Source organism: Streptomyces sp. NBC_01244, from assembly GCF_035987325.1.
Lineage (GTDB): Bacteria > Actinomycetota > Actinomycetes > Streptomycetales > Streptomycetaceae > Streptomyces.
Map to the genome: position 1 here is coordinate 8,607,547 of NZ_CP108488.1, position 17,708 is coordinate 8,625,254.

A 17,708-nucleotide genomic window follows, 5' to 3' on the forward strand; every position below is an offset into this window, starting at 1 on the left:
GAACCGCTCGTGTTGAACCAAGGCATCGGCTCCTGGCCGGCCCGCAGGGCCCGCAAGACCCCCGACCGGATCGCCCTCGTCCACGAGGGCCGCACCTGGACCTACCGCGAGCTGCACGGGCGGGTCCTGCGCCTCGCCCACGCCCTGCGCGCGCTGGGAGTGGCCCCGGGGGACCGGATCGCCTACCTGGGTCCCAACCATCCGGCCTTCCTGGAGGCCCTGTTCGCCGCCGGGACGGTGGGCGCGGTCTTCGTCCCGCTCAACACCCGCCTGGCCGCGCCGGAGCTGGCGTACAACCTGGCCGACTCGGGCAGTACCGTCCTCATCCACGCGCCCGAACAGGCCGAGGTGGCCCGCGCCGCCGCGGCCGAGTCGGGCGTACGGCACCGGATCGCGGTCGCCGGCCCCGGTGAGGAGGGCGCCCCCGGCTACGAGGAACTGCTCGCCGGCGCCGCGAGCGGCCCGCTGGACGAGCCCGTGGCACCCGAGGACCCGTGCATGATCATGTACACCTCCGGGACCACGGGCCGGCCCAAGGGCGCCGTCCTCTCCCACGCCAACATCACCTGGAACAGCGTCAACGTCCTCGTCGACACCGACCTGGCCGGCGACGAGGTGACCCTCGTCGTGGCCCCGCTGTTCCACACCGCGGGCCTCAACATGACCTGCCTGCCCACCCTGCTCAAAGGCGGCCGGGTGGTCCTCCTCGGCGCCTTCGACGCCGATCGCGTCCTGGAACTCGTCGAGGAGCTGCGGGTGACGTACATGTTCGGCGTCCCCACGATGTACGACGCCATGGCCGCCCGGCCCCGCTGGGAGAGCGCCGACCTTTCCAGCCTGCGCACCGTCAACTGCGGCGGCGCCCCCGTGCCCGCCCGGACCATCGCCGCCTACCTCGCCCGCGGTCTGGCCTTCAGCCAGGGCTACGGCATGACCGAGGCGTCCCCCGGGGTCCTCTTCCTGGACCGGGAGCAGACCTCGGCCAGGGCGGGCTCCGCCGGGGTGCCGCACTTCTTCACCGACACCCGCCTCGTGCTGCCGGACGGCAGTGCGGCCGGGCCGGGACAGCGCGGCGAGATCCTGGTCGAGGGACCCCACGTCATGACCGGCTACTGGGGTCTGCCCGGGCACACCGGGGCCGCCTTCGCCGACGGCCGCTGGCTGCGCACCGGCGACGTCGCACGGACGGACGCCGACGGCTACACGTACATCGTCGACCGGGTCAAGGACATGTTCGTCTCGGGAGGGGAGAACGTCTACCCGGCCGAGGTGGAGGAGGTCCTCCTCACCCACCCCGCCGTCGCCGAGTGCGCCGTCATCGGCGTGCCCGACCCGGTCTGGGGGGAGGTCGGCCGCGCCGTCGTCGTCCTCACGCCGGACGCCCGTGCCGACGAGGACGCGATCCTGGGCCACCTGCGGGGCCGGCTCGCCAAGTACAAGATCCCCAGGTCCCTCGTCGTGACCGGAGCGCTGCCCCGCACGGCCTCCGGAAAGATCATCAAGCCCGCCGTGCGCGACGCCCACGCACCCGGTCCCGCCGCGCGCCCCCACCCGTAGCGGAAGCCGGCGCGCCCAGACCCTCAAGGGCCGTATCCATCAAGGCCCTTGCCATCGAAAGGAACTCCCGTGCCCACCCTCGCCCACGGCCTCGACGAACTCGAAGCCCTCAGCGGAGCCGACCTCGGCCGCACCGACTGGCTCGACATCACCCAGAACCGGGTGAACACCTTCGCCGACGCCACCGACGACCATCAGTGGATCCACACGGACCCGGAGAAGGCCAAGGACGGCCCCTTCGGAGGCCCGATCGCCCACGGCTACCTCACCCTCGCCCTGATCATCCCGCTCTTCGGCGAGCTCCTCACCATCACCGGCACCAAGATGAGCGTCAACTACGGTCTGGACAAGGTCCGTTTCCCCAGCCCCGTGCCGGTCGGCGCGAAGATACGCCTGCACGGCGCCGTCGGCACCGTGGAGGAGGTCAAGGGCAACGGCGTGCAGATGCCCCTGACGTTCACCATAGAGGTCGAGGGCAACGACAAGCCGGCCTGCGTCGCCCAGGCCGTCTACCGCCACTACGCCTGACGGCGCCGTGCCGTAGGACGAGGGAGCGGCGGCGACCCCGTGGGTCGCCGCCGCTCCCTTTCTCCGTTTCGGCCCGCCGATTCCCGGTTTCAGCCCGCCGAGCGGGTCACGGGCGGCAGGAGGCGTCGAGCTGCTGCTCCAGAGCGGCCAGCGTCCGGTAGCAGGACATCACCTGGGCGATGGAGGAGTTGGGCTCCCGGCCCTCGCGGATGGCGGCGACGAACTCGCGGTCCTGGAGCTCGATGCCGTCCATCGACACGTCGACGCCGCTGACGTCGATCGGCTCGTCCTTGCCGGTCACGAGGTCGTCGTAGCGGGCGAGGTAGGTGCCGGTGTCGCCGATGTAGCGGAAGGAAGTGCCGATCGGCCCGTCGTTGTTGAACGACAGCGACAGGGTGCAGAGGGCGCCGTTCTCCGCACGCAGCTGGATGGACATGTCCATCGCGATGCCGAGCTCGGGGTGGATCGGGCCCTGCACGGCATTGGCCTGCACGATCGGCGAACCGGTCTGGTGGGCGAAGAGGTCGACGGTGTGCGCGGCGTGGTGCCACAGCAGGTGGTCGGTCCAGGACCGCGGCTGCCCCAGGGCGTTGAGGTTGGTGCGGCGGAAGAAGTACGTCTGCACGTCCATCTGCTGGAGCGAGAACGCGCCGGCCCGGATCCGCCCCCGCACCCACTGGTGGCTGGGGTTGAAGCGCCGGGTGTGCCCGACCATCCCGACCAGCCCGCTGCTCAGCTGGGCCTTCAGACAGGCCTCGGCATCACCCAGGGAGGCTGCCAGCGGGATCTCGACCTGGACGTGCTTGCCCGCTTCCAGACAGGCCAGCGTCTGCTCGGCGTGCAGCGGAGTGGGCGTGGCGAGGACGACGGCGTCGATGTCGTCCATGGCCAGCACCTCGTCGAGGGTGGCGACGCCGCGGCCGACGCCCTGCTCCTCGGCGAACTTCCGCGCACTGCCGAGGGAGCCGCTCACCACGGCGGCCACCTCGACGCCCTCGATCCGCCGGAGCGCGGCGGCGTGCTTGGCCCCGAAGGCGCCGCCTCCGGCGAGGGCGACCCTCAGGATTCGGTCGTCAGTCATGTCACTCCTTCACGGCGGGCGTCTCGGCCCCCGGGTGGTTTTCCAGGATCAGGTGGCCGACGGCGGTGTTGGACGCCGGCACGTGGTAGAAGCGGTGCTTGACCTCGGCACGGCCGGAGCCGTCCACGTCGCTCATGGCGCCCCGGGCTATGAGCCACATGACCAGTTCGATGCCCTCCGAACCGGCCTCCTCGACGTATTCGAGGTGCTGGACCTGCGCCAGGCCGGCCGGGTCGGTGATCAGACGGTCCAGGAAGGCGTTGTCCCACGCGCGGTTGATGAGGCCGGCGCGGGGGCCCTGGAGCTGGTGGCTCATGCCTCCGGTGCCCCACACCTGGACCTTCAGCGGCCGGTCGTACGACTCGATCGCCCGGCGCAGCGCCCGGCCCAGCTCGAAGCAGCGGGCCCCGGAGGGGACGGGGTACTGCACCACGTTGACGTGGAAGGGGATCACCTTGCACGGCCACTTCTCGACGTCGCCGAACATCAGTGACAGCGGGACGGTGAGTCCGTGGTCGACGGGCATCTCGTTGGCGAGCGTGAGGTCGAAGTCGTTTGTGATGAGCGTGTGCGCGATGTGCGCGGCCAGGTCGGGTTCGCCCTCGACGCCGGGGACGGGGCGCGGCCCGTATCCCTCGTCGGCGGTCGGGAAGGAGGCGCCCGTCCCGAGCACGAAGGTCGGGATCAGGGACAGGTCGAAGGCGGAGGCGTGGTCGTTGTAGACCAGGAAGATCACGTCGGGGAGGTTCTCCCGCTCCCACCGACGGGAGAACTCGTATCCCTCGAAGACCGGTCGCCAGTACGGCTCGCCGGTCTTGCCGTGGTCCATCGCCGCGCCGATCGCCGGTACGTGGGAGGTGAAGACCGCGCCGGTGACCACCGCGTGCTCGTCCGGCGGCGCCGGGTCGGCGTGCGCCGCCTCCAGGACGGCGCGGTCGATGCGGTTGCCCTCCACGGAGCGGCCGCCGCCGGCCATCATGGCGCGGTACTCCTCCTCGGTCATGCCCGTCATCGAACCGGCCATCTGCTGGAACGAGAACCCCAGGGTCGCGCCCCACTTGGCGAGGAAGTAGATGTTGCCGCCCGCGCGCACGGCGGCGTTGAGGTCCCGGTCGAGCAGGGCCTGCTTCTGGTCCTCGCGCAGCGGCCAGGAGTCCAGGTAGGCGCGTTCGCCGGCGAGGTACAGGGCGCGGTTCTCCGCCGTCATGAGCGACATGCAGAACTGGTTGAGGTGGTAGCCCTTGGCGGACTGCTCGGCATCGAAGACCGTGGTCCCCGGCACCATTTTGTACGTCTTGTCCAGCGACATGGTGACCTCCGGTGGTGGGTGGATCAGTCGGCGTCCGGCCAGTACAGGCGCATGGGGTTGTCGACGAGGAGTCCCCTCCGCAGGGCCGGAGTGGGCGCGATGTGCGGGATGAAGTCGACGAGCAGGCCGTCGTCCGGCATGTGGCCGGTGAGGTTCGGGTGCGGCCAGTCGGTGCCCCACAGCACCCGGTCGGGGAACTCCTCGACCACGCGCCGGGCGAAGGGGACCACGTCCCGGTACGCGTGCCGCTCCCCGTCGAGGGCGGGCGGGCCGCCCACGGTGAGCCGCTCTGGGCAGGTCACCTTGCACCAGACGTCGGGCCGGGCCCGCAGGAAGCTGAGGAAGGCCTCGAACTCCGGGCCGTGCGGATCCTTCGTGACATCGGGGCGGCCCATGTGGTCGACGACCAGCGGTGCCGGGATCGACAGGAGGAACTCGCGCAGGCCGGCGAGGTCGGCCGCCTCGAAGTAGACGACGACGTGCCAGCCGTACGGGGCGATCCGCCGGGCGACGTCCATCAGGTCCTGACGGGGCGCCGCGTCGACGAGCCGCTTGACGAAGTTGAACCGCACGCCGCGGACGCCCGCCTCGTGCAGCCTCTGCAACTCGGCGTCCGCGATCCCCGGCCGTACGGTCGCGACGCCCCGGGCCAGGCCCCCCGACGCCTCGAGGGCGTCCAGCATGGCGCTGTTGTCGGCGCCGTGGCAGGTCGCCTGCACCACCACGTTGCGGGCGAAGCCCAACCGGTCGTGCAGTGCGCGCAGTTGGTCTTTGGACGCGTCGCACGGGGTGTACTTCCGCTCGGGGGAGTACGGGAACCGCGCCCCCGGGCCGAAGACGTGGCAGTGCGCGTCGACGGCGCCGTCGGGCACTCGGAACGCCGGCCGGCTCGGGTCGGCGTACCAGTCCAGCCAGCCGGGGGTCTTCTCGAAGGTCGTCATCTCGGTGCCATCGGTGCCATCGGTGATCTCGGTCATCGCAGTCCTGTCAGTCCCGGTACCGCAGACCGAGCTCGGCCAGCGGGCCGCGCATCGCGTACATGTCCAGGCCGAGCTCGCCCGCACGGAACCGGGCGCGCTTGTCCTCCTCGTTGGCCTCGCGCCGGGCCGACGCCCCGGCGACCTCGGCCGCCCGCTCGCGCGGCACGACCACGACACCGTCACGATCCGCCACGACGACGTCCCCGGGCCTGACCAGGGCGTTGGCGCAGACCACCGGCACGTTGACCGAGCCGAGCGTGGCCTTCACGGCGCCCTTGGCGTTGATCGCCCGGGAGAAGACCGGGAAGTCCATCTCCTCCAGGTCGGCCACGTCGCGCACGCCGCCGTCGATGACCAGGCCCGCGCAACCCCGGGAGCGGAACGAGGTGGCGAGCAGATCGCCGAAGAAGCCGTCCTCGCTCTCGGTCGTGCAGGCCGCGACGACGACGTCGCCTTCCCGTATCTGCTCGGCGGCGACGTGGAGCATCCAGTTGTCGCCGGGCTGCAGCAGCACGGTCACCGCGGGACCGCACAGCCGGGCGGCGGGGTAGACGGGGCGCAGGTAGGGGCGCATCAGTCCCACGCGGCCCATGGCCTCGTGGATCGTCGCGACACCGAACGCCGACAGTGCGGCGACGGCCTCGGGATCGGCGCGGGTGATCGATGTGTGGACGACACCGATCTCGGTGTGTTCCATGCGTTCGTCTCCTGGGAGTTCAGTGGCCGGCCGCGACGAGGCGGGCGGCGAGTCGGGGGTGGACGCGAAGGGCGTTGCCGCCGTAGACGGCGGCGCGTTCCTCGTCGGAGAGGTGCGGGGTGGCCTCGACGTACCGCTTCGTGTCGTCGAAGTGGTGGCCGGTGCGCGGGTCGACGTCGCGGACCGCGCCGATCATCTCGCTGGCGAACAGGAGGGAACGGCTGGGAATCACCCGGGTGAGCAGGTCGATGCCGGGCTGGTGGTAGACGCAGGTGTCGAAGAAGACGTTGTCCAGCAGCGCCTCGGGATCCGGCCTGCCCAGCGCCATCGCCAGACCGCGGAACCGGCCCCAGTGGTAGGGCACCGCACCCCCGCCGTGCGGGATCACGAACCGCAGGGTCGGGAAGTCGGCGAACAGGTCGCCCTGGAGCAGCTGCATGAACGCCGTGGTGTCGGCGTTGAGGTAGTGGGCGCCCGTGGTGTGGAAGGCCGGGTTGCACGACGTACTGACGTGGATCATGGCCGGGACGTCGTACTCGGTCATCGCCTCGTACAGCGGGTACCAGCTGCGGTCGGTCAGGGGCGGCGCGGTCCACTTGCCCCCCGACGGATCGGGGTTGAGGTTGACCGCCACCGCGCCGAGCTCCTCGACCGCGCGGCGCAGCTCGGGCAGGCAGGTCGCCGGATCGACCCCCGGCGACTGCGGCAGCATCGCGCCCATCGCGAAGCGGGTGGGGTAGAGCGTGCTGACGCGGTGGACCAGGTCGTTGCAGATCCGCGCCCACGTCGAGGAGACGGCGAAGTCGCCGATGTGGTGGGCCATGAAACTGGCCCGGGGGGAGAAGACCGTCAGGTCGCAGCCGCGTGCGTCCATGAGCCGCAGCTGGTTGTCCTCGATCGCGTGGCGCAGGTCGTCGTCGGTGATGACCAGGTCGTCGGGGTGGGGTGCGTCCCGGGGCGCTCCGACCGCCGCGACCTGGCGGTCCCGCCAGCGGGCGAGTTGCGGCGGTGCGGTGGTGAAGTGTCCGTGGCAGTCGATGATCATGTGCGTGCTCCAGGTGGTGTGGTCGGGGTCAGCCCGAGGAGCCGGCCGGCCAGCCCGTGTACTGCTCGGCGAGGTACGTGCGCCCGGCGCGGGTGCCCACCACGTTGTCGAGCTCGCCGAGCTGGCGCCGCAGGTCGAAGGGGGTTGCTCCGGGCTCCGTGTGCAGCAGCCGGGTCATCCAGGAGGAGAAGTTCTGCGCCCGCCAGATCCGCTGGAGGGCCCGCGGCTGGTAGTCGTCCAGAGCGGCCTCGCCCGCGCCGCCGAGCGCCTTCAGTAGCACGTCGGCGAGTACCTTCACGTCGTGCAGCGCGAGGTTGAGCCCGCGGGCACCGGTCGGCGGCACGGTGTGCGCGGCGTCGCCCGCCAGGGCCATGGACCCCCAGCGCATCGGCTCCTGGACGAACGAACGGAACCGCAGCACCGTCTTCTCCAGGACCGGCCCCTCATGGAGGCGGAAGCCGTCCCGGCCGGCCACGCGGGCCTGGAGCGTCTCCCAGATGCGGTCGTCCGGCCAGTCGTCGGCGGACGCCCGGGGGTCGCACTGGAAGTACATCCGCTGCACGCTCTCGGTGCGCTGGCTGATGAGCGCGAAACCGTGCTCGGAGTGGGCGTAGACCAGCTCGGGCGCGCTCGTCGGCGCCTCGGCCAGGATGCCGAACCACGCGAAGGGATACTCCTTGCCGTAGCGCACCCGCCGCTCCTCGGGCACCAGATCGCGGCACATGCCGCGCGAGCCGTCCGCGCCGACCACGTACCGGGCCCGGATCTCGTGGCGGGCGCCGTCCGGTGCGGTGAAGCGGACCCGGGGAGCGCTGGTGGTGACGTCGTGGACCTCGGTGTCCCTGATCCCGAAATGGACCGTGCCACCGTCGCGGGCCCGGGCATCGGCCAGATCGACGAACACGTCGGTCTGCGGGTAGAGCCACGCCGAGGCGCCCACGAGCTCCTTGAAGTGGATGCGGTGCGGCCGGCCGCCGAAGCGGAGCTCGATGCCCTCGTGTTCGTGGCCCTCGCGCAGGATCCGGTCGCCGACTCCGGTCTCGACCAGGTCGCGGGCCGCACCGGCCTCGAGGATGCCCGCCCGCTGCGTCGTCTCGATCTCGTGGCGGGAGCGGACGTCGACCACGATCGCCTCGACTCCCGCCCGCCCGAGCAGGTGCGCCAGCATCAGGCCGGCCGGACCGGCCCCGATGACGGCGACGGGTACCGAGGCAACGGTGTCGACGGGGGCTTCGGCCATGGCATCTCCTGAGCGGCTGCGAACGTTCCGGACACCCCGAACGTTGGCAGCCGGAGCCCGTGCCGGTCGCCGGTGTTTCCGCCAGGCGGAAGCCCCTCCGGCGTCAGTCCGCCGTGCGGGCCCGCCGGCCGAGCTCGTCGGAGATCGCGTACGCCGCCCTGAGCAGCGGTTCCCGAAGTCCCCGCGCATGGTTCGCACTACGCGCCGCCACGACGATCCCCAGGGCGGCGCTGACGGGCCCGGTCCGGCCGATCCGCACGGGCGCGGCCACCGCGACCGTGTCCTCGGAGAGCTGCCGGTCGCTGACGAAGACCTGCTCGCGGCGGATGACGTCCAGCTGGGCGCGCAGCGTCTTCGGATCCGTGACGGTGTGCGGGGTCCAGGACCGCAACGGCGCCTCCAGGACCTCCTCCTGGATCTCCCGCGGGGCGTGCGCCAACAGCACCCGGCCCATTCCGGTGGAACCGATGGGGAAGCGGCTCCCGACCATCGTCAGCAGCCGCACCGACCGGTGCCCGGCGATCCGTTCCACGAACACGAGCTCCAGGCCCTCGCGCACCGCGAGCTGGATGTTCTCGTGCGTCGCCTCGTAGAGGTCCTGCATGAACGGCAGGGCGGTGTCCCGGAGGATCTGGGTACGCGGGCAACCGGAGGCGATCTCCCAGAGCCTCAGCCCGACGTGCCACGACCCGTCCTCGACCCGTTCCAGAGCCCCCCACGCCGCGAGCTCCGCCACCACGCGGTGGGTGGTGCTGAGGGCCAGACCCGTCCGCTGGGCGATCTCCGACAGGGTCTGCGACGGGTGTTCGCGGTCGAAGGCCGACAGGACGAGAAGGACCTTTCCGGCCGCGGTGTTCCGGGTTGTGCTCACGCGGTCAGTCTCGCAGACCCGTCTCGAGCCCCCCCCGGTCCGCCGTACCATCTGCCGGACACCAAGGAGGAGACGTGGACCAAGAGATCTCCGGGCTGTCCTCGATGGCGACGCGGCCCGTACTCGCCGAGCTCACCGAACACATCCGGCGCGCCGAAGGGCTCGCGGTGCGCTTCGATTCCGCGGGTGGCGTCGAGATCGCGCGGCGGGTGCGCGCGGGCGCCGAGTCCGACGTGCTCGTGCTCGCGGAGGAGGCGCTGGCCGGGCTGGCCGACGAGGGGTACGTCCTCGGTGATTCGCTGCGCCCGCTGTGGGTCTCGCAGGTCGTCGCCGCGGTGCCGCAGGGGACACCGGTCCCGGCACTGCGCTCCGAATCCGACCTGCGGGCCGTGCTGCTGTCGGCGAAGCGGATCGCCTACTCCACGGGCCCCAGCGGTACGGCCCTCGTCGGACTGATCACCCGGCTGGACCTCGCCGGCGCACTGGGGGACCGGCTCGTCCAGGCGCCACCGGGGGTGCCCGCGGGCAGCCTGCTCTCGTCCGGCCGGGCGGATCTGGCCTTCCAGCAGCACAGCGAGCTGATGGACCTGCCGGGCGTCGTCGTGGCCGGCCCGCTGCCGGGCGAGCACGCGATCAGCTCGACGTTCTGCGGGGGAGTCCTGGCCGTCTCCTCCCGGCCGGACCGTGCCCGCGCAGTCCTCGACTTCCTCGGCTCCGGCCCGGCGTGGAAGACCGCCCGCGCCAAGGGCATGCGGGCCTTCGCGGACCAGTGATCAGTCCGCCGGCGAGCAGGGCGGGTGGGGTCGGACGTGGGCGATGACGAGCGCGACGTCATCGGTGGCGTCGGCGTGGCGCAGGGCGGACAGGAGCCGGTCGCAGGTTGCCTCGGGGGAGAGACCGGGATCGGCGAGGAGGCGCAGGAGCAGGTCGAGGCGGTCGCCCAGAGCGGCGTCGCGGGTTTCGACGAGGCCGTCGGTGTACAGGACCAGCCGGTCTCCGGGCGACAGGTCGAGGGCGGTGGTCTCGAAGTCGGCGTCGCCGAGGCCGCCCGTGCCGAGCGGCACCCCGACGGGAAGGTCCAGCAACTCGGGGGCCCGCCCCGACCGGATCACCACGGGTGGCGGGTGGCCGGCGAGCGCGACGCGGCAACGGGAACGGTGCGGGTCCCAGGTGGCGTAGACGCAGGTCGCCATGGTCCCGTCGAGTTCGGCGGTGATGTGGTCGAGGTGGCGCAGGACCCGGGCCGGGGCGAGGCCGAGGTCGGCCAGGGTGCGGGTGGCCGTGCGCAGTTGTCCCATGGTGGCGGCGGCGTGGACACCGTGCCCCATGACGTCGCCGACCACGAGAGCGGTCTTGTCCTTGGGCTGGGGGATCGCGTCGAACCAGTCGCCGCCGATGCCGCTGGCCGCTGCCGCCGGCTCGTAGCGGTAGGCGATCTGGAGGCCCGCGGACCGGGGCGGAGGGTGGGGGAGGAGATGGCGCTGGAGGGTCAGGGCGGTGTCGGCGGCGTGCTGGTACCAGCGGGCGTTGTCGATGGCGATGGCGGCGCGGGTGGCCAGCTCGCCGGCCAGGGTGACGTCGTCGTGGTCGAAGGGGAGCGGATTGCGGGTGCGCAGGAGTCCGAGGGCTCCGAGGACCTGTCCGCGGGCCGTCAGCGGTACGGCCAGGTAGGAGTGCGCGCCCTCCTGGGCGAGGAGCTCGGCGGAGGCGTCGTCGCGCGCGATGCGCCCCAGGTCCCGGGCGGTGGTGCGCGGCACCAGGACGGGGCGCCCGGTGCTCACGCAGTGGGTGACCAGGCGCTCCGCCGGATACGTGGTGCGCTCGCCCACCGGGTCGGCGGCACGGAGCGCGTCCGTCTCGTACGCCGCCGCGACGGCCAGGGCCATGAAGAGGGGTTTCGTACCGGGGCCGGGCGCCGTGGCCGCACTGCCTTCCAGGGCGGAGTCGAGTACGTCGACCGAGGCGAGGTCGGCCAGGTCGGTCACGACGAGGCCGGCGAGCTCGCGGGCCGTGCGTTCCAGGTCGAGGGTGGTGCCGACGGCCACCGACGCCCGGGCGATGAGGTCCAGGCGCCTGCGGGCCTCGGCGGCCTCTTCGGCCGCGCGGTAGCTGTCGGTGACGTCCACCACCACGAGGGCAACACCGATCACCCGCCCGCGGGGGTCCTCCAGCCTGTAGTACGAGCCCGACCAGGCGTGGTCCCGGCCCGGATCGGCGGGAGTACGGCCGACGCCGTACTGGTCCAGCAGCGGCGTGCCGGTGTCCAGGACCTGGCGCATGGAGGCCTCGATCACGTCGGTGTCCAGGAACGGCAATGCCTCCCGGGGCGTACGGCCCAGATGCTCCTCGGCCGGCAGGCCGTTGATCCGCACCAGCATCGGATTGATCAAGACGTAGCGCAGGTCGGTGTCCAGCACGGCCAGCCCGAGCGGTGACTGCGCCACCAGCGGCACCGAAAGCGCGAGGTCGCGCTCCACGCCCCGCAGGACGGTCTCGTCGCAGGCGATCCCCAGGGCGTAGACGCCGCCGTCCTCGTCCTGCAGCCGCATGTTGCGGAATTCCACCAGCCGCGTGGAGCCGTCCTTGTGCCGCACGGGGAAGACGCCCGCCCAGGTGCCGCCCCCGGCCATGACCTTGGCGAACAGTTCGAGGACCAGGCCGACGTACTCGTCGGCGACCAGCAGCTTCGCCGCGTGGCTGCCCAGCGCCTCCTCGGCCGACCAGCCGAACAGCTCCTGAGCCTGAGGGCTCCACAAGGTGATCCGGCCCCCGGTGTCCAGGACCACCGCGGCCACGCTCAGTATGTCCAGGAGACCTCCGGGCTCGGAGGGAACGACTCTCACCGGGCCGGGGCCGGCCCGGGACGCCTCGGTCGTGACCATGGCCGACCTCCTTCACCGGTGCGGCGGGCCCCGGAGCCGGAGATCCAGCCCCTCACAGGCCCGGAAGCGCTCCTCTCATCCTCCCCCCGCCCGATCCGGTCGGCAGTCCTGGCAAGCGGGACAGGCGTTCTCGTGGTGCGAGCGCGACTGTGCGTGTAGCGTCAGCTGCAGCTGTCATGGTTCCGAAGTACCGGTCGCCCGTGAGTGCACCTTTCACGGGCGATTTTGCTGTTCACAGTCTCTGAGGACCAGGGCGATCACCTCCGGCTCCCGCATGGTGCGGGACCGGTTTCTAGTCCTTTGGAGGACACATGGCCACCGGAACCGTGAAGTGGTTCAACTCGGAAAAGGGCTTCGGCTTCATCGAGCAGGAGGGTGGCGGCCCGGACGTCTTCGCCCACTACTCGAACATCGCCGCTCAGGGCTTCCGTGAGCTCCAGGAGGGCCAGAAGGTGAACTTCGACGTCACCCAGGGCCAGAAGGGCCCCCAGGCGGAGAACATCACCCCCGCCTGAGGCTCACCTCCTCATAGCGGGCGCGCCGCGGTAACAGCGGGCGCCGCTGTATGACAGCCCGGCCGGCACGGTGTGCCGGCCGGGCTTTCGTTTGGCCCGAAGTCCGACGGATGGACCTTGCGTCGCCACCCGCGCCCGAAAACCAGTGGACCCGTGCTCCCGTGGGCCGTTAGCGTGCTCCCGCCCGCAGTCGCCCCGGCAAGGACGTGCCGTTGTACACCAAGTGAGACACCCCGAGCGCTGAACCGTCGCGCGTCGCACCCGTGCGCCGCGCTCCTTTCCGCTGCGGTCTTCTCACTGGAACCGGTGTATCTCCATGTCCCGAACCCGGGTGGTCGTTCCCACCTGCCTGCCGATCGTTCTCCGCCGTTGCCACAGGTGCCCTTCCGGGCGCTTCCGGGTGCACGGCGACCTCCTTGTCAACGCGCACCACAAGCTCCTCGACGCCTGGCTCCGCGACCCGGCCGCCTCGGGCCGAAGCGACCGGCCGGCCTGGCAGTCGCCGTACGGTCCGCCGTCGCACCGGGCGCACCGCGGCCGGTGGGCCCCCGTGCCGGGGGTGGCCCATCCCCGGTCCTCCTTGCCGCGCGAGTACCTGTGCGGCCGGTGCGACTGATCGTCGAAGGTCCTGGCTGTACTTCTCGCCCGAGGCGGTGGCGCCGAAGACCTGCGGGGTCCACCGCCTCGGGCCGGTTCCGGTGCACCGTATGGGAATCCGAGTGGCCGGGAACACCGGTCGTCGTGCTCCTCGAACGATAGGTTGCCCGCCATGACTGATCTTGGACCCGTCACTTGGCCACCTGACCCGATACGGACCGAGCGGCTCGTGCTCCGCGTTTCCGAGGCCCGGGACCGTGCCGCGTTCATCGAGCTGTTCGCCTTGCCGGAGGTGCGCACCTACCTGGGCGGCCCTCGACCGCGTGATGAACTCGAACGCGCGGTGCCTGAGGTGCCCGGGCGGCGACCCGGCGTTTTCGTGATCGATCTCGACGGAGAGATGATCGGCACGGTATCGCTCGATCGGCGCGACGCAGACCGTCCGGGGCGCCTTCGCCCCGATGGCGGCGAGGCCGAACTCGGCTACATGCTGCTGCCCGGAGCATGGGGACGCGGGTACGCCGCCGAGGCGTGCGCGGCGGCACTCGACTGGCTCGCCGACGCGCTTCCCGGCGAGCGGGTGGTGCTCTGCACCCAAACGGCCAACGACCGCTCGATGCGTCTCGCGGCGAAGCTGGGGTTCACTGAGCTGGAGCGGTTCGAGGAGTACGGCGCCGAGCAGTGGTTCGGCGTGTGGTCCTCGGCCTTGCCGCCCGGTTGAGCTCGTGCTCGACGGCGCGGGTCCGCGAGACCACCGATCGCCGGCCGGGAGGCCGTGTGCGCCACGGCCTCGCCGGAGGAGGGCCGCCGCGGTCCCTCGTACGGCGCGAGTAACATGTACAACTCATGCCGATGTAGTGTCGGCCGGCCCCGGGTGACGCCCCCGGCGGCCGCCGGCGGGGCGGCCCGTCACCCGGTGTTCGCCGTGGATTTTCGCCCTCGCGGTTGCGGGCGGGGCGCCTCATCGTCGCCCCCCGCGAGTCCACCCTCGAGCTCGCCGACCACGTCGCGCTGATGGACGGCGGCCGGATCACCGACATCGGCACACCGGCCGAACTGCGCGCCCGCTCGGCCCTCTTCCGGTCCCCGCTGTCCACCTCGGACCGTCCGGAAGACACCGATGCCCACTCGCCCGCTTCTACGATCCGGCCTCCGGAACCGTCCGCGTCGACGGCCACGACCTGCGCGAACTCGACCTGACGGACTACCGGCGCCGACTGGGCATCGTCCCGCAGGAGCCGCACCTGTTCGGCGGCAGTGTCCGCGACGCCATCGCCTACGGACGCCCCGAGGCGAGCGACACGGAGGTGGAGGCGGCGGCCCGGGCCGTCGGAGCCCACGAGATGGTGGCCACGCCCGCGCACGGGTACCTCACGCAGATCGGGGAACGCGGACGCGGCCTCTCCTCGGGCCAGCGCCAGCTGCTCGCCCTCGCCCGGGCCGAACTCGTCGACCCCGACATCCTGTTGCTCGACGAGGCGACCGCAGCGCTCGACCTCGCCACCGAACGGCGATGGCGTACCGGTGACGGACGGAAGTCCACGTCACCTCGGGCAAGGAGAACCCGATCGGTCCCGCACGCGGCAGAAAGATCGTGAACGTTCACGTGATCGTCAAGAAGTGCCCGCCGGGGCCGGACCGGGACCACCGCACGGGTGGTCCCGGCCGGGCGGGCAGCGGCGGGAGGTCGGGCGCCGCGCCGGCTACCGCCAGACGACGGCGCGCCAGCGGACCGGCCAGCTCCTCGAACTGCCCACGTCAGCCGCGACGTTCCCGCTCGCGTTGATCGCGAGCGGCTGGGTCGTGTCGATGCCGGCGGGAAGGGGAAGGGCGGTGACCCGCCCCCGTGGGTCCCATGTCACGGCACGCTCGTCGGAGGTGCCGACGCCGGTCCCCGCGTCGTTGATCCCGTTGACGAAGACCCGGCCCGTGCCGGGCAGCACCTCGAGTTCGGTGGTGTCGTTTCCGTCCCACCTCACGGCATGGTCCTTGACGTTCCCGACGACGACGTCGGAGTTGTTGACGCTCACGGACCGCGCGCCGATCCCCTGCGACGGCAGGGCCTCGAACCTCTTCCCGCGCGGGGCGCGGACGGCCTTCCACTCCCCGGCCCCGTCGGTCGCCCGGCCGATCACCGTGCCGCGGTCGTTGATCGCGGCCGGCTCGCTGTACGAGCCCCCGAGCGAGCCGAGATCGTGGACACGGCCCGCTGTGTCCCAGCGCACGGCCCGGGTCTTCTCGCCCGGCACGAACACGTGGCCGGCGATCTCTCCCCGCTTGTTGATCCCGGTGGCCACGCCCCCCTCAGCCCTGGCGGGCAGGCGCAGTACGGTCGCCCGGCCGTCCGCGCCCCAGCGCACCGGGCGCGTGCGCCCGGCCGTCGACAGACGCCCCACGGCGACGTGGGCGTCGTTGATGTCCTGGGCTTCGCCGTCGACGTAGCCCGGCGGTTCCTGGAGCCGGGTGAGGGCGCCCGACGCGTCCCAACGGGCGGCATGGCGCACGCCGTCCGCCGTGGCGGTGAAGCCGGCCACGGTGCCGTCCTCGACGATCTTGACCGCCTGCCCGCCCGAACCTCCGGAGACGGCCTGCAGGCGGGTGAGGGAGCCGTCGGCGCCCCACCGTACGAGGTAACCCTCCTCGTTCTCGTCCAGCGAGAGCCCCACGACGTCCCCGGCGTCGTTCATCGCCTGGGCCGAACTACTGGAATGGCCTGCCAGGAGCGGCAGTTCGTACATCGAGACGGCGACGCCGGAGGGCGCGGAGAGCGCGGAGGGCGCCACCATCACGGATAACATCGCGGAAACCACCACGGGTATCAAGAAGATCTCCCCTGTCTTCTCGGACTGACACGGCGCCGGACGCACCCGCCCACCCCTGTTGATCCCCCGGGCGGCGGGAACGGCACGACGCCCGAGCCCTGCCCCGACCGCGACACGAAGAAACGTGCCCGGATTTTCAGGAGCACAGTACGTGCACCAGGCCCTCCAGAGCGGTGTTGTCGAGCGCGGTGCGGTGCGCGAGTTTGTTGCGGGACACCCGCAGGGTCCGCAGCCGGTTGGCCTCCGGCTGCGTGAGCCGTACGTGGCCCTGCAGGTGGGCGTGCCACATCACCCCGAGTTCCATTTCGGCCTGCTGGCCGTAGAGGGCGGCGAGTTCGGGCCGGGGGAGGCGCGAGCGGACGCCGATCACCTCGGTGAACTGCTCACGGGCCTCGTCGAGCAGGGGCAGCAAGGCGTGATTCTGGGCCAGCCAGATGCGGGTGCGCACGCTGTGCTCGTGCTCGGCCGCGCCGCCGGGGCGGTGGCGCAGCCGTCCGTCCCACCGGTCCAGCCTGCCCAGGTCCCATTCGGGGCGCAGCGAGGCGTTCGGATGGAGCAGGGCCGCGATGGGTTCCGACCTCCGCGGCTCGGGTACGGAGGTCGGCCCGGGTACGGAGCTCCGCTCGGGCCCGGCGGTCCGCTCGGGTACGCGGCCGCCTGTGAGCAGCCGCAATTGCGCGGGAAGACTATCCGGGAGTCCGTCCCACTCCACCGCCAGCCGCGCGGCGAGGTCGAGGAAGGGCCCGCACACCTCGACCACGGTGGCCTGCGCCACCGCTTCGAGGAGCTGGTGGCGGGCGGCCGGGCCGGACGGGAGGGGCCGGGCCATGGCGACCACGGTGGCGGTGTCCAGCCGGCCCAGGGCGCCCCACCACCAGTGCACGCCGATGTCCTCGCGCGCGATCTGCTCCGGCAGTTCCACGGGCAGCCCCGCCGACGTGGCCAGTACGAGCAGCCGGGGGCGCCGTTCGGGAGGCAGGCCGGCCGCCTTGACGGTGGCGGACAGCCGGCGCAGCAGTTCGGTCGCCGCCGTCGGAGCCGGTTCCTGCCAACCGCGCACCAGGATCACCCGGGTCGCACCGGGGCCGCCCGGGGCGGCGGTGAGGCGGTCGAGCAGTCCCTCGACCCCGGTGTGCCCCTGGTTCTGGTCCGAGGCCCTGTCGCCCAGCTCCTTGACGATCCTGTCGGCCAAGTCGTGGAAGGTGGCTCCCTCCGGCGGGCCGTCCGGTGCCGGGGCCCGCGCCCCCGGCACCGCCGCGCTCCTCGTCCGCACGGCCGAGAAGGCCGACAGGCCGTCGTCGTAGTCCAGGATCGGGTCCAGGCCGCCGCCCCACGGGCTCGAAGGCAGGGGAACCGGCGGGGCCGCGGCAAGGCTCCCGCGCGCCGCGTCGTCGCCGGGTGCGGGCACGAGGACGAAGTCGGCCAGTTCGTGGAGGAGCTCGTTCAGCACGTCCTCGACGGCGGCCGGTTCCCCGGTCAACTGGGTCTGCGGGAAAAGGCAGAGGCAGCTCCGCCCCGACCGCAGGTCGGCCAGCAGCCTTCGCATCCACAGCCGCACTCCGGGCAGTGCGGTCACGGAGGTTC

The 17,708-nt window shown here is 72.1% G+C and carries 16 protein-coding genes and 1 pseudogene; 7 read left to right on the top strand and 10 right to left on the bottom strand.

Annotated elements, in window-relative coordinates; genetic code table 11:
- Window positions 1-9 precede the first annotated feature (9 nt).
- Window positions 10-1,557 (top strand): acyl-CoA synthetase, encoded by a 1,548-nt coding sequence (locus tag OG247_RS38300; protein WP_327256564.1) that lies wholly within the window; start codon window positions 10-12, stop codon window positions 1,555-1,557.
- 69 nt (window positions 1,558-1,626) lie between these two features.
- Window positions 1,627-2,085 carry a MaoC family dehydratase gene (locus tag OG247_RS38305; protein ID WP_327256565.1) on the top strand — a complete coding sequence of 153 codons (459 nt, stop codon included), beginning with the start codon at window positions 1,627-1,629 and terminating at the stop codon, window positions 2,083-2,085.
- Window positions 2,086-2,191: 106 nt separating this feature from the next.
- Here OG247_RS38305 and OG247_RS38310 read toward each other — a convergent pair whose 3' ends face one another.
- From OG247_RS38310 to OG247_RS38340, 7 genes are all read right to left on the bottom strand, one after another.
- Window positions 2,192-3,166, bottom strand: coding sequence for a Gfo/Idh/MocA family oxidoreductase (locus OG247_RS38310; protein ID WP_327256566.1), 975 nt, complete (start codon window positions 3,164-3,166; stop codon window positions 2,192-2,194).
- Between the two features lies 1 nt (window position 3,167).
- Window positions 3,168-4,475 (bottom strand): protocatechuate 4,5-dioxygenase subunit alpha, encoded by a 1,308-nt coding sequence (ligA, locus tag OG247_RS38315; protein WP_327256567.1) that lies wholly within the window; start codon window positions 4,473-4,475, stop codon window positions 3,168-3,170.
- Window positions 4,476-4,498: 23 nt separating this feature from the next.
- Entirely contained in the window at window positions 4,499-5,416 is a 918-nt protein-coding gene (locus OG247_RS38320) for an amidohydrolase family protein (RefSeq protein ID WP_327257778.1), read from the bottom strand.
- A 46-nt stretch (window positions 5,417-5,462) separates the two neighbouring features.
- Entirely contained in the window at window positions 5,463-6,152 is a 690-nt protein-coding gene (gene ligK / locus OG247_RS38325; protein ID WP_327256568.1) for a 4-carboxy-4-hydroxy-2-oxoadipate aldolase/oxaloacetate decarboxylase, read from the bottom strand.
- Window positions 6,153-6,171: 19 nt separating this feature from the next.
- Entirely contained in the window at window positions 6,172-7,197 is a 1,026-nt protein-coding gene (locus OG247_RS38330; RefSeq protein WP_327256569.1) for an amidohydrolase family protein, read from the bottom strand.
- Window positions 7,198-7,225: 28 nt separating this feature from the next.
- Window positions 7,226-8,437, bottom strand: a complete 1,212-nt coding sequence (locus OG247_RS38335; protein ID WP_327256570.1) for a 4-hydroxybenzoate 3-monooxygenase — start codon at window positions 8,435-8,437, stop codon at window positions 7,226-7,228.
- 103 nt (window positions 8,438-8,540) lie between these two features.
- Window positions 8,541-9,308 (bottom strand): IclR family transcriptional regulator, encoded by a 768-nt coding sequence (locus OG247_RS38340; RefSeq protein ID WP_327256571.1) that lies wholly within the window; start codon window positions 9,306-9,308, stop codon window positions 8,541-8,543.
- Window positions 9,309-9,382: 74 nt separating this feature from the next.
- Here OG247_RS38340 and OG247_RS38345 point away from each other — a divergent pair, with 74 nt between their 5' ends.
- On the top strand, window positions 9,383-10,081 hold the full coding sequence (locus tag OG247_RS38345) for a substrate-binding domain-containing protein (RefSeq protein ID WP_327256572.1): 699 nt from the start codon (window positions 9,383-9,385) through the stop codon (window positions 10,079-10,081).
- Here OG247_RS38345 and OG247_RS38350 read toward each other — a convergent pair whose 3' ends face one another.
- Entirely contained in the window at window positions 10,082-12,190 is a 2,109-nt protein-coding gene (locus OG247_RS38350; RefSeq protein ID WP_327256573.1) for a SpoIIE family protein phosphatase, read from the bottom strand.
- A gap of 311 nt (window positions 12,191-12,501) precedes the next feature.
- Between OG247_RS38350 and OG247_RS38355 the strand changes: the two genes are divergently transcribed.
- From OG247_RS38355 to OG247_RS38370, 4 genes and pseudogenes are all read left to right on the top strand, one after another.
- Complete coding sequence (locus OG247_RS38355) at window positions 12,502-12,705, top strand: cold-shock protein (protein WP_114041062.1); 204 nt, start codon at window positions 12,502-12,504, stop codon at window positions 12,703-12,705.
- 769 nt (window positions 12,706-13,474) lie between these two features.
- Window positions 13,475-14,023 carry a GNAT family N-acetyltransferase gene (locus OG247_RS38360; protein ID WP_327256574.1) on the top strand — a complete coding sequence of 183 codons (549 nt, stop codon included), beginning with the start codon at window positions 13,475-13,477 and terminating at the stop codon, window positions 14,021-14,023.
- 224 nt (window positions 14,024-14,247) lie between these two features.
- Window positions 14,248-14,502: a hypothetical protein gene (locus OG247_RS38365; RefSeq protein WP_327256575.1), complete on the top strand. Its 255-nt coding sequence runs from the start codon at window positions 14,248-14,250 to the stop codon at window positions 14,500-14,502.
- Window positions 14,430-14,814: pseudogene (locus tag OG247_RS38370) on the top strand (ATP-binding cassette domain-containing protein); the annotation flags it as partial. The gene OG247_RS38365 and the pseudogene OG247_RS38370, both read left to right, overlap by 73 nt.
- Window positions 14,815-15,005: 191 nt before the next feature.
- Here the strand turns inward: OG247_RS38370 and OG247_RS38375 are convergent.
- Both OG247_RS38375 and OG247_RS38380 read right to left on the bottom strand, forming a co-directional pair.
- The gene (locus OG247_RS38375; protein WP_327256576.1) at window positions 15,006-16,100 is read right to left on the bottom strand and encodes a hypothetical protein; all 1,095 of its coding nucleotides are present in this window, start codon (window positions 16,098-16,100) and stop codon (window positions 15,006-15,008) included.
- A 160-nt stretch (window positions 16,101-16,260) separates the two neighbouring features.
- On the bottom strand, window positions 16,261-17,700 hold the full coding sequence (locus OG247_RS38380; RefSeq protein ID WP_327256577.1) for a hypothetical protein: 1,440 nt from the start codon (window positions 17,698-17,700) through the stop codon (window positions 16,261-16,263).
- Between the last annotated feature and the right edge of the window lie 8 nt (window positions 17,701-17,708).

Bases quoted from the DNA above. Each gene is read 5' to 3' on its own strand.
- OG247_RS38360 (WP_327256574.1), top strand. From the start codon at position 13,475: ATGACTGATCTTGGACCCGTCACTTGGCCACCTGACCCGATACGGACC.
- OG247_RS38320 (WP_327257778.1), bottom strand. From the start codon at position 5,416: ATGACGACCTTCGAGAAGACCCCCGGCTGGCTGGACTGGTACGCCGAC.
- OG247_RS38375 (WP_327256576.1), bottom strand. From the start codon at position 16,100: ATGTTATCCGTGATGGTGGCGCCCTCCGCGCTCTCCGCGCCCTCCGGC.
- OG247_RS38355 (WP_114041062.1), top strand. From the start codon at position 12,502: ATGGCCACCGGAACCGTGAAGTGGTTCAACTCGGAAAAGGGCTTCGGC.
- ligK (WP_327256568.1), bottom strand. From the start codon at position 6,152: ATGGAACACACCGAGATCGGTGTCGTCCACACATCGATCACCCGCGCC.
- OG247_RS38350 (WP_327256573.1), bottom strand. From the start codon at position 12,190: ATGGTCACGACCGAGGCGTCCCGGGCCGGCCCCGGCCCGGTGAGAGTC.
- OG247_RS38335 (WP_327256570.1), bottom strand. From the start codon at position 8,437: ATGGCCGAAGCCCCCGTCGACACCGTTGCCTCGGTACCCGTCGCCGTC.
- OG247_RS38310 (WP_327256566.1), bottom strand. From the start codon at position 3,166: ATGACTGACGACCGAATCCTGAGGGTCGCCCTCGCCGGAGGCGGCGCC.
- OG247_RS38330 (WP_327256569.1), bottom strand. From the start codon at position 7,197: ATGATCATCGACTGCCACGGACACTTCACCACCGCACCGCCGCAACTC.
- ligA (WP_327256567.1), bottom strand. From the start codon at position 4,475: ATGTCGCTGGACAAGACGTACAAAATGGTGCCGGGGACCACGGTCTTC.